Genomic DNA, 11147 nt, shown 5'->3' on the forward strand with positions numbered 1-11147 from the left:
AATTAGCCGTTACCCGCTCTCCTGTTCTTTGGTTGATTACATTGAAATCTTTTACTTCAGCGGCAGCGCCTTTATTATCTACAAATTTTAACACTACCGAGGCAAATTCTTCAGTACAGACCTTGTCCCCACAATCAGAAGTKGTTTTATTTTTTTTACAGGTTAGCAGGGCAACACCCAACAATAATACAAGCGCTATTTTTTTCATCGTCTATTTGGTTTTTAATGAAAAACGACAAAGCGCATTAAAACGCTACAAAAAGGGAAATTATAGCTCCATTATGGCAACTACTTTCTAGCCGCCAACAAACTGTTCAAAACTCATAATTTCCTGGCACTTTCAATTTAAACATTACTTCACCCTCTCCCAAACACTTGTCCGGCCAAACAAAGACATGCCAATATACCCCCTGATATTCAGCTTACTATCCTTTAGTTTCAACGTACAGCTGTATGTTTTACCACTATAAGGATCATAAATCTCGCCACCATCCCACACGCCATTATGATAAGTAAAATCGTAAAGCATGATCAGATCTTTAAGGTTACGTGCCCTTAATTTTTCATCTTTGTTTTTTACGTCCTTCCTGGAAGTAATTCCATTTGGTTCGTACATGGTTTTACCCCAGATCAGCTTGCCGAAATACTTCCCTTTTGCTTTATAAATATCAATTTTACCGGTTTTATCTTCACTCAACCATACGCCTAAAATTTTATCAGCTTCTGGAGTTTGTGCGAATGTTTTTGTTGCCGCAAAAAGGCACAACAATAATATTATCCTTAGTTTTTTCATTATATATGTTTTACCAATTAAATTATTTAACTTTTATTACCACTTTTCCTTTGGCACGGCCACTTTCTACATAAGCTATTGCTTCATTGACCGATTGGAACGGAAAAATTTTATCTATCACAGGTTTAATAGCCCCGGCATTTATAAGCGTCGTAATTTCATTCAACTGAGATCCGCTAGCCCTCATAAACAGAAAGGAAAAATCAACATTCAGCCTTTTTGCTTTCTTTCTTACCTTCGAGTTCAACAGGCGCATAATCAGTTTCACGAACCAGGAGGCACCGATTTGTTTTGCAAAATCCGGATCGGGAGGACCAGAAATCGAGATGAGCTTTCCACCTGGTTTTAATACCTGTAGCGACTTTTCAAGCGTCAATCCGTCCTGGCTGTTTAAAACCAGATCATAATCATTCAGAACTTTCTCAAAGTCATCCTTTCTATAGTCTATAACAACATCTGCACCGAGACTTTTTACCAACTCGATGTTGGCTGTACCTGTCGTGGTAGCCACAGTAGCCCCCAGATATTTAGCCAACTGAATGGCAAATGTGCCGACACCGCCTGAGCCAGCCTGAATGAAAACCCGCTCTCCTTTTTGCAGTTTCCCTTTTTCAATGAGTGCCTGCCAGGCAGTGAGGCCCACGAGTGGGATGGATGCCGCTTCTTCCATGGTCAGTTCTGCAGGCTTTATTGCCAAATCGGCCTCATTAACGGCAATGAATTCTGCAAAAGTTCCGATACGATGATCTGCGGGCCGAGCATAAACATGGTCTCCAACCTGAAACTTTTGCACCTGCGCACCAACCTTAGTTATTATACCGGCCAGGTCATGCCCCAAAATAAATGGTGTTTTATAAGGTAAAAAAAGTTTGAATTCCCCTTTCCTTATTTTGGAATCGAGAAGGTTTATACCGGCAGCGTATACTTCTACCAATACTTCATCGGCTTTCAATACTGGAATGGGTACATTTTCAATCTTACCACCTTCCTTGCTTTTATATTTGTCTATAATGAACGCTTTCATATTATGTTTATTTCTTGTTTTATTATTTACGTCAGTTACAACATGCTGTTACTTAAGGCGTAATTTTTATGGGGATATTAATTTATAACTTTTCTTAGGATTAACCAAACCAAAAGCAATTCCTGGAAAAAGCCGGTTGACGATATACAATGTTTTTGTATCCCCTACACGGATGGTAAACTGATCCTTCTTGAGACCTGCGATAAGCGCTTTTACCAGACCTTCTGTAGTCATTTTTTTTCCCTTCCTATCAGCCGTCATTTCTGTAGCCACAACAGGAGGCAAAAGCTCAAATACCTTCAGGTTACTATTTAAAATTTGTAGGTGCTTTCTCAATGTTTCTGTATAAAACCGCAATGCTACTTTAGAAGCTGAGTAAGTTGCTTCCAGTAATGATGGAACATAACTAAGCAATGAAGTTGTGTTGATAATAGCGCCTCCCGCCCTTGATTTCAGCATATCCATGAAAAGATTGTTAAGCCTGATAACTGCAAGATAGTTGACGTTTATTTCGTAGGCTGCGTCTGTAAGATGCCTTTCGTTTGCCGATCCGAGATTGATTGGATCGGTTAAAACACCTGCATTGTTGTATAATATATCAATACCGCCCAATTGCTGCACCTGGTTAAAAAGCTTTTGTGCATCATCGGCTTCTGACACATCACTTTTAATGGTTATAATTGCCGGATATAGTTTCCTGGCATCATCTAATTTCCCTTGGTTTCTGCCAGTAATGATTACACTGGCGCCATTAGCCAAAAATTGTTTTGCTGCTTCCAGCCCTATACCTGATGCCCCACCGGTGATCAGTACCGGTGGGGCATCAGGTATAGGGCTTCTTTTCCTTTACTGTTTGCAATAAAGTGGCGATAACCGGTGCAGGATCAGGTGCATTATCAAATGTACTTTTAGTATAGGCGGTTACCTTTTGCCTGAAGGTATCATACGCTGGGATCGTTCCTGTAGCAACAGTTCCGCTTTCACCGATATTGGTTTTAAAACTCATCGGCTCAACCATTACTACCTTGATGTTAAACTGGTTCAATTCAAAACGCAGTGATTTAAAATAACCTTCGAGTGCATGTTTGGAAGCCGCATAATAGGACACATTTGGAAGCCCCACTAGGCCCAGCAAAGAACCGAGGGTGATTATTTTTCCATGGTTTTGCTTTCTTAAGTAGGGTAGCAACGCGTTGGTTAATTTGATCGTTCCCCAAAAATTGGTTTCAAACTGCTGCCTGCCTAATTCAATGGGAGTTTCCTCCGCAAGTCCATTTACAAGGTAACCAGCATTGTTAACCAACACATCCAACTGTTTAATCTGACTGAAGAGCAACTGACCAAAAGATGTTATAGAGCGGTCATCATTCAGATCTAATGGCAATAACTTATATGGCAATTTTGCCTGGTATTTTTCGGGGTTCCTACTTGTTCCGATAACGTGGTAGCCATTTTCGTGGAGCCTGTTGGCGACAAGCAGCCCGATGCCAGATGAGGCACCTGTGACTAAAACCGTTTTTTCTTTTGATTCCATATCTTCTTAATTATAGACTTTTTAGTATATTTTCACACGTAGTTTTGCATTTAATTTAAACTGCGAAATGGTTTTATATTTTTTTAATAGTTAAAAATATAAAAGACTTTTTAGTATATTTTTAGTGAAAAAAAATTAGCCCTCGTAACTTTCTAATTCTGCTTTCAGGTTTTTGAGCAAACTCGCCATCGGTTTTGCCGTGTTCATAGACCTGCACATAATCACCGCACCTTCAACAGCAGCTACAGCTTTAAATGCATATACAGCAGGGTCAAGCTCGTCAGAAAACTCTCCGTCCTTAATGCCCTGTTTTAAGACACCAACAAATAATTCCTGTCCACGCCTTATTACACCGGCTATTTTCTCTTTAATTGCCGGAAAATGATCATCAGATTCAACCGCAACATTAAATATAGGGCACCCGCCTTTTAAGTAGGTATTTAAAGGATCCTTGTAAAAATCGAGAAATGCAAACACTTTAGCCTTTGCTGTTTTACCCTTACCGATAGTTGATAACATTTTTTCGCCGTTTGTTTTCAGCATAAAATCAACAACCTGTAAGGCAAGGTCTTCCTTGCCTTCAAAATGACCATAAAGGCATCCTTTAGTCAATTTTGTAGCAGCAAGCACATCGTCTATATTAGCGCCTGATATCCCTTTCTGATTAAAGATAGGGGCCGCTGTTTCCAGAATGAATTGCTTTGTTCTTTCGGCTTTAGTAAGCATATTAATAAATTTTACGCCACAAAAATATACTAAAAAGTTTAATTAAAAATACTTTTTAGTATATTTTATTCTTTGTGAGATGAAGATGACAATCACCGTGAGCCAAAAACAAATATTCCGTAGCGCCTGATTTATGTTGCACGGATGCAGGTTATTAACTTATGCAGGAAACTGTTCCATCGTTTTAAAAAGTGGCTCTTCCCTTTTTTGCCCGTCTTCAATTGCCCAGTTTGCCATGGCGTATAACACAGGTCGCAAAGCCTGCCCCGCATCCGTCAGGCTATAGGTAACGTGTGGCGGTATTACAGGTAATGCTACCCTCGAAATCAGTCCGTCTGCTTCCAGCTGCCTCAAATGTTGTGCAAGCATCTTTTCTGTAATATGAGGCATTGCCTTTTTTAACGCTCCGTACCGTTTTGATCCAGACATTAAGTGGAAGATAATAATCGGTTTCCAGTAGCTGCCAATTTTTTCCATCACATAGGTAACCGGACACAATTTAAAGACCGTTTGCTTATTTAATTGTATGGTGGATGTTTCTTTAACTTCATTCATTTTACACTTACTTTTAGGTGCGTACTTGCACAAATGTTAGTTCAAATATACCTTTGATTCAATTAAAATATCACAAAATGAAAAAAATTCTTGTATTTGGTGGTTCTGGCGGAACTGGAAAACATTTTATTGAACAGGCACTAAACGCCGGATATGCTATAACGGCTATTGTTAGAAATCCCCATGCTTTTACAATAATGCATCAAAATCTAAAGGTTATTAAAGGAGATGTTTTAATTCCACATACTTATGAAAAAGAGTTTGATGGGCACGAAGCAGTGGTTTCCTGTCTGGGTATCCCTAAAATTCAGCAAACCACCTTGTATTCGTCTGGCATCCGCAATATTGTAAACATCATGGAGAAATCTTGCCCGAAGCGCCTAATCTGTATTTCGTCAGGCGCATTAGACATCCCACCCAAGAGCTCGTTCATCATGACTTTTCTATTAAAGCATGTATTGCAAAAGCTCTATAAACCTGTATATGCTGATATGCGTATAATGGAAGGAATAATAAAGACGTCCGGCTTGGACTGGACAATTGTTCGGGCGCCAAAACTAACCGATGGCAAAGCAATAGGAAAGTATAAAAATATAACCGGTTTGCCGCTAGGTGGCATTCCGAAAATCTCGCGTGCTGATTTAGCCACTTTTATGTTTATACACCTCGCAGACAGCGGGACTTTTAAAAGTACAATTGATATCGCCTATTAAATGATCAGAAAATGAAAGAATACATTTCTGTTGAGGTAAGAGAAATCAAAACCGGACTTCCATCTCCAATCCCTCTAGACGTATCTTAGCGCCGAGATCTTAAAAATAATAATATTAGAAGAAAGTGGCGTAACTTTAGGAAGTTACACCACCTTAGGTTTATTAATTAGTTATTTCTTGCAATGATTTTCGAATTTACAGCGGTTCCGGGTTTTGACTTTATAATACAGTTTTCGGAACTAATTAATGTTCCGGTGAGAGATAACTTTTTAGAGATCCCAAAGAAAATGGGAGAAGGTTATGTACGTAAGGTTGGCTTTGGGGATGATTTTAGATTGACGATCCACCGGTACGTATTAAAGGAAGACCTGATTATTAAGCGCAACCCAGCTGCGCAGGCCAATGATATACGTACCATTTTCTTTTATAATGGCAACGATGATCGTGAAGTTAAATATAACAACGAGGCAAACGTACCATTCTCACAGAAAAAGGACGCTTCTATACTCCTATCTACAAATGATTTGCATACAGAAATCCGTTTCCCTGCCGGCAGCAACATTCAATACGTGGTTGTGGGCATTACGGCCAGCCGACTACGTTCAGTTCTGTCTGTTGAAAAACCAAATGGTACGATAACAACCATCATGGATGCAAACGCCTCCTTTCTCTTTTTCGAAAACCTGGATCCTGAAATGCAATTGCTCCTTAAAAATATTGTCTCCGTTGATATGAAGAGCGCTTTGAATAATTTCTACGTACAGATCAAGGTACAGGAATTAATGTATCTGCTTTTCAGTAAATTATCGCTTAGGGAGAATACGACTTTTAAGAACATAAATAGCAACGATGCAGAAAAACTGCTGACCATTCGCAACAAAATATTGAGTGATCTTAGTACTCCACCAATATTAAGTGAATTGGCCACTATCACTGCTATGAGCGAAACGAAACTTAAGCAGCTCTTTAAGCAAACATTTGGAGATACTATCTATAATTATTATCAAAAAGCAAGAATGGAAGAGGCTGCTTTTCTGCTGAAACAGGCCAAACATTCTGTTTCTGAGGTGGGATATGAGCTGGGATTTTCCAATCTCAGTCACTTCAGTCGGCTATTTGAAAAACAATATGGCATTACACCAAAGAAGTTTTCCTATACAGCTTAATTTTCTATTTTTCCAAAACACTACCCCGTCATTTGTCGGATAGGACTATTCTTCTGTCTTTTTGGGTTATTTTACCTACTGAATAGCTGATACCTTTGTTCGTATATTCAGTATAACAAAGAAGTAACTTCTACACCTGATATTCTTTAGGTGTGAGGTGTACAGATTATAATTTAAAAAAATGAAAGCGATACAATATAACGACTACGGAAATTCAGATGTGTTAGAACAGGTCGACGTTCCGGTACCATCAGTCCAGAATGGAAATGATGTGTTAGTTCAGGTTAAAGCAGCAGGTGTAAATCCTATAGACATTAAAATCCGGATGGGCTTTATGAAAGCCGTCCGCCCCGTAGAAATGCCGTTTATTCCAGGCGGCGAGGCTGCAGGAATAATTGTAGCCATTGGAGATGATGTATCAGCCTTTAAAGTGGGCGATGAAGTGATTGCCCTAACCAGGACAAATGCCTACGCAGAATATGTAACCGCAAACGAAAGCTTAGTGGTGCCGAAACCACAAGGACTTTCCTTTGCAGAGGCGGCATCAATCGGTGTCAACATTGGCACTGCCGAATCCGTTCTGTTCATTGCTGGTAAATTACAAAAGGGACAAAGCGTATTAATCCAGGGTGGAAGTGGTGCTGTTGGTGGTGCAATGGTACAGATGGCAAAAGCTGCAGGTGCATACGTTATTGCAACAGCATCGGGAAAAGGTGTGGCATTGGCAAAAAGTTTTGGCGCCGACGAGGTAATTGACTATAAATTAAAAGATGTTGCGCGTTTGATTAAGGATATTGACCTGGTAGCGGATACCGCAGGTGGTGAAGCCCAGACAAAACTTTTTCAAGTGCTAAAACCCGGTGGTATGCTGTTGAGCATTGTGGTACCACCATCGCAGGAACTGGCAGAACAATACGAGGTAAAAGCGAGTTTTGTCGCCTCCAACATTTCAGCCCAAACCTTGCAGAATGGCATTGAATTATTAAAAATTGGAAAATTTAAACCGGTTGTTTCAAAGATATTCAAGCTCGGAGAAGCAGCCGTGGCACAGGATTTTTTAACAGCCGGAGGTGTAAATGGAAAGGTTATCCTTACAATCGGTTAAAAATCGATCACAATTTAAATTTTACAAGTTTATATCACTAACATAATGAAAAACAACTCATGAAATTACTAGAAAAAGTAACACTAGGAAAGAAAATACTAAGGAACGCGATGGCAATGGCGCCAATGACACGAAGCCGTGCTAACATAGAAGGAGTAGTGTCAGACCTAACGACCTTATATTACACGCAGCGGGCAAGCGCAGGACTTTTGATAACGGAAGCCATTAATATCTCAGAACAGGCTATAGGAAGTCCGTTGACACCAGGACTTTATCATGATGAACAAATTGAAGCCTGGAAGAAAGTAACTAAGTCTGTACATAACAACGGAGGTGTAATTTATGCCCAGCTATGGCATACAGGTCGTGTTGGACATTCTGTAGACAGAAATGGAAAGCTCCCTGTTGCGCCTTCGGCAGTCGCAATAAAAGGGCAACAACATTTTACTTCCCAGGGAATGAAAGATTACGAAACACCTCATGAATTAACTATTGTGGAGATCAAACAAATCGTTAAAGATTATGGTAAGGCCGCTAAAAATGCTATCGAAGCAGGTTTCGATGGCGTAGAACTTCATGCTGCATTTGGATACCTGCCGAACCAATTTTTATCGGAAAGCGCGAACCTACGCACCGATGAGTATGGTGGTAACATTGAGAACAGGAACCGCTTCGTACTGGAAGTGATGCAGGAACTTGTTCATGCATCAGGAAGCGATAAAGTTGGCATTAAACTATCGCCAACGGTTTATTATAACAATATAGAAAATAGTGATCCTGTTGCTCAATTTAGTCCTTTGATCGAGGCATTGAATGAATTGCCATTAGCTTATATCCATTTGATGAATGGCATGTTCCCTTTAAACAATTACCCTCACTATCCTAAAAATGCGATAGAAACATTTGGCGGCATCAGTAAACACCTGGTAATGGCCAACGCTGGGTTCAATAAAGAAAACGGAGAGGCAGAACTGGAGAAGGGGATCACGAAAATAATTTCTTATGGTTCATTGTTTCTCGCCAATCCTGATCTGCCAAAAAGATTTGAATTAGATGCCGAATTTAACCAAATTGACCAAGCCACAATGTACGGTGGAGGTGAACACGGATATACTGATTATCCCTTCTTGAAAGATTGATCCTGGATAATTTAGAATGATATGAATGCAGAAAGTGCGAGAGAATATTGTCTCTCCTTCGAGGGAGTTACCGAAAAAATGGCTTTCAAAAAAGCCTCTTCTGAATATGACCGAAACTTACTGGCTTTTTATGTGAAGGATAAATGGTTCTGTTTTTTTAATGTGGATGAGTTTGATTTTTGTACCTTAAAATGTGATCCTGAGGAATCAAAGAAACTTCAGGAAAAATATGAAGATGTAACGCCTGCTTACCACATGAATAAAAAACATTGGATCAGTGTTTATTTCAACAAAAAGGTTCCTGATAAGGTAATCAAGAACCTGTTAAAAAACTCGTATGAACTTGTGGTGGCTTCACTAACTAAAAGGATAAGAAAAGATTTAGAAGAGGACGCTCGTGAAAACGGATAAAGATCAAAGATAGGTGGGCATCGAACAATTTGGTGAGTTTTGTTGTCATTGGTTCCTTCGAAAAAGCGCAGGTTTAACAGCTATCTTTTTATTTACATCGGATAGCGCCCCATTTTGATATCGAGTTACCACATCTTTTAAGGCGCTACCATATTTACAAGAAAGGGTAACCGTTAATTGCAGCACAGCTATGGGCATATTGGCTCTGGCAATGGATACAAGGACGGCTACCCTTTTTTACGCTAACCGTTAAATGGTCTCTCATCTACAATTATAAAATATCCGATACGTTCCTTAATTAGCCACTTCCCATCCAGACACACGTATTTGTCATCGTACTTAACGCTGTAATCTGTAAGGATGGACTTACCTTCAGATTCTCTGATCATTTTGATCTGAGAAAAAGAAACACCTGTAGCGGTATCACCATCTATTTTCACAGTATGCTGCCCGTTCATTGTAAAATAGGTTTTTACTAAAGAGGCATGCCCGTTAAATTCCGTTTCCATGGTTTCTGTTCCGGACACATTTGCAGCTAAGAAGTTACCCATATAAACTTTGTAGGTGGCATCTGGCGTAAACAGCCTCATTACTTCTGAGATCTCTTTTTCATCACTTAAATAGGCATAAGCATCTATTAAGCCCCTTAATTCTTCTTTGATTTTCAAAATTTCTAATGTCATAATTTTTATTTTTTTGTGTTTTAAAGTTCTTTTTATAATCATCAAAATTAGGCTATATTCGCTAACAATTTATTACCTGTTACCCAAAGGTTAGTTAGTAATCAAAACATAGCGAAATGGACAATAAAGAAGAATCGGTAAAAAACAAAGAATTTACAGAAGAGTGCCATAAAATTCTAAATGGGATGGCTGATGCACTCTATGCAGTTGGCGGTAAGTGGAAACTGATGATAATTATTGCAATGGCCAGGGGAAACAACAGGTTTACAGAATTGCAGCGGCAAGTTAAGGGGATCTCAGCCAGAGTACTTTCGAGCGAACTAAAAGACCTTGAAATGAATGGTTTTATCATAAAGAAAGTATCCGTAGGCTATCCTGTTGTAATAGAATACGAATTGTTGCCTTATAGTTATACGCTTGAAAAAGTCATTGGAGCGATGACCGAATGGGGCATCCAGCACCGGGAGAAAATAAAAAGTGAAATGTCATCCAAAACCAAAGAAGGGCAATTATAATACTGTTTCAGAGAAATGGTATTATGATTGTTTCTGTTTACCTCCCTTTAGCAACCTAGCCATTGTTCATCATTTTGGTTATATTTCTGAAAAACTGCTGGAGCAGAGAACTCTCTTCGAATTTCAGCATCAACCTGCATCCCGTTCTTCAAAACTATCTTGCTATCGGGAGTTTTTATTCTTAAAATGTTCGAAGATTGCTTAAAGCAATACTTCTCTGTAATCTGACAGAAAAAAACGCCAGTAGAGTGTTCCAATTCCAGACCGTGTGAACATTTGTATAACAAATTTGCTGATTATTAGCCATATCCCAGATCTGAATACGGTTATTTTGCTTCCCTAACCAATATATATCTTATATGAAAAAACAAAATTCACTGACAGGTGTAACCAGGAAGGTTACTCTTGTTGTGGCTGCAACCTTGGTGTTTGCAAGCGCTGTATGTTTAACAGGCTGTAAAAAAGACGAAAAGATCGCGCCTGGGGAAGTCACTGCTCCGCCCCCTCCTACCAAAGCTGTCGCCACGGTAGAATCCTACCAATCGGGTACACATAACGGCTTCTTTTGGTCGCTTTGGAAGAGTGACGGCGCAACTGGCACAGTCAATTATGCCAATGGTACCGGGGGAAATTACAGCGTTAACTGGAACGGCTTTAACGGTAATTTTACTTGCGGTAAAGGTTATTCAGTAGGGTCAAAAACCTATAAGATAGGCTATAACCTGAGCACTTATTCAAACTCCGGAGGTGGTACTTTTGGATGGTACGGATGGAGTAGAAGCC

General features: G+C 39.5%; 15 protein-coding genes. 7 read left to right on the forward strand and 8 right to left on the reverse strand.

Annotated elements, in window-relative coordinates:
* The 7 genes from AC1DND_RS11775 to AC1DND_RS11805 all read right to left on the reverse strand — a co-directional run.
* Positions 1-208: hypothetical protein (locus tag AC1DND_RS11775; RefSeq protein ID WP_477581809.1), on the reverse strand; the 208-nt coding region annotated here is incomplete at its 3' end.
* A gap of 144 nt (positions 209-352) precedes the next feature.
* The gene (locus AC1DND_RS11780) at positions 353-793 is read right to left on the reverse strand and encodes a DUF2147 domain-containing protein (protein ID WP_477581811.1); all 441 of its coding nucleotides are present in this window, start codon (positions 791-793) and stop codon (positions 353-355) included.
* Between the two features lie 22 nt (positions 794-815).
* Positions 816-1817: an NADP-dependent oxidoreductase gene (locus tag AC1DND_RS11785; RefSeq protein ID WP_477581812.1), complete on the reverse strand. Its 1002-nt coding sequence runs from the start codon at positions 1815-1817 to the stop codon at positions 816-818.
* A 66-nt stretch (positions 1818-1883) separates the two neighbouring features.
* Positions 1884-2648 (reverse strand): SDR family oxidoreductase, encoded by a 765-nt coding sequence (locus tag AC1DND_RS11790; RefSeq protein WP_477581830.1) that lies wholly within the window; start codon positions 2646-2648, stop codon positions 1884-1886.
* Positions 2641-3351: an SDR family NAD(P)-dependent oxidoreductase gene (locus AC1DND_RS11795; RefSeq protein ID WP_477581814.1), complete on the reverse strand. Its 711-nt coding sequence runs from the start codon at positions 3349-3351 to the stop codon at positions 2641-2643. Before AC1DND_RS11795 ends, AC1DND_RS11790 begins: the two co-directional genes overlap by 8 nt.
* Positions 3352-3486: 135 nt before the next feature.
* On the reverse strand, positions 3487-4077 hold the full coding sequence (locus AC1DND_RS11800) for a TetR/AcrR family transcriptional regulator (protein ID WP_477581816.1): 591 nt from the start codon (positions 4075-4077) through the stop codon (positions 3487-3489).
* Between the two features lie 159 nt (positions 4078-4236).
* On the reverse strand, positions 4237-4632 hold the full coding sequence (locus AC1DND_RS11805) for a winged helix-turn-helix transcriptional regulator (protein ID WP_230142685.1): 396 nt from the start codon (positions 4630-4632) through the stop codon (positions 4237-4239).
* Positions 4633-4709: 77 nt separating this feature from the next.
* Here AC1DND_RS11805 and AC1DND_RS11810 point away from each other — a divergent pair, with 77 nt between their 5' ends.
* The 5 genes from AC1DND_RS11810 to AC1DND_RS11830 all read left to right on the forward strand — a co-directional run bounded on the left by AC1DND_RS11810 (position 4710) and on the right by AC1DND_RS11830 (position 9166).
* A complete protein-coding gene (locus AC1DND_RS11810; protein WP_477581818.1) occupies positions 4710-5345 on the forward strand; it encodes an NAD(P)-dependent oxidoreductase in 636 nt (211 codons plus the stop codon).
* Between the two features lie 182 nt (positions 5346-5527).
* Complete coding sequence (locus AC1DND_RS11815; RefSeq protein ID WP_477581819.1) at positions 5528-6511, forward strand: helix-turn-helix domain-containing protein; 984 nt, start codon at positions 5528-5530, stop codon at positions 6509-6511.
* A gap of 181 nt (positions 6512-6692) precedes the next feature.
* The gene (locus AC1DND_RS11820; RefSeq protein WP_477581821.1) at positions 6693-7616 is read left to right on the forward strand and encodes an NADP-dependent oxidoreductase; all 924 of its coding nucleotides are present in this window, start codon (positions 6693-6695) and stop codon (positions 7614-7616) included.
* A gap of 59 nt (positions 7617-7675) precedes the next feature.
* A complete protein-coding gene (locus tag AC1DND_RS11825) occupies positions 7676-8755 on the forward strand; it encodes an alkene reductase (protein ID WP_477581823.1) in 1080 nt (359 codons plus the stop codon).
* Positions 8756-8776: 21 nt separating this feature from the next.
* Positions 8777-9166, forward strand: coding sequence for an MmcQ/YjbR family DNA-binding protein (locus AC1DND_RS11830; RefSeq protein WP_477581824.1), 390 nt, complete (start codon positions 8777-8779; stop codon positions 9164-9166).
* Positions 9167-9408: 242 nt separating this feature from the next.
* Here AC1DND_RS11830 and AC1DND_RS11835 read toward each other — a convergent pair whose 3' ends face one another.
* Positions 9409-9849 carry a nuclear transport factor 2 family protein gene (locus AC1DND_RS11835; RefSeq protein WP_477581825.1) on the reverse strand — a complete coding sequence of 147 codons (441 nt, stop codon included), beginning with the start codon at positions 9847-9849 and terminating at the stop codon, positions 9409-9411.
* Between the two features lie 116 nt (positions 9850-9965).
* Between AC1DND_RS11835 and AC1DND_RS11840 the strand changes: the two genes are divergently transcribed.
* Together AC1DND_RS11840 and AC1DND_RS11845 are read left to right on the forward strand one after the other, a co-directional pair.
* Positions 9966-10364: a winged helix-turn-helix transcriptional regulator gene (locus AC1DND_RS11840; protein ID WP_477581827.1), complete on the forward strand. Its 399-nt coding sequence runs from the start codon at positions 9966-9968 to the stop codon at positions 10362-10364.
* Between the two features lie 359 nt (positions 10365-10723).
* On the forward strand, positions 10724-11147 hold a 424-nt coding region (locus AC1DND_RS11845), incomplete at its 3' end, for a glycoside hydrolase family 11 protein (RefSeq protein ID WP_477581828.1).

The sequence above is a fragment of the Pedobacter sp. 01N416 genome (assembly GCF_056399685.1).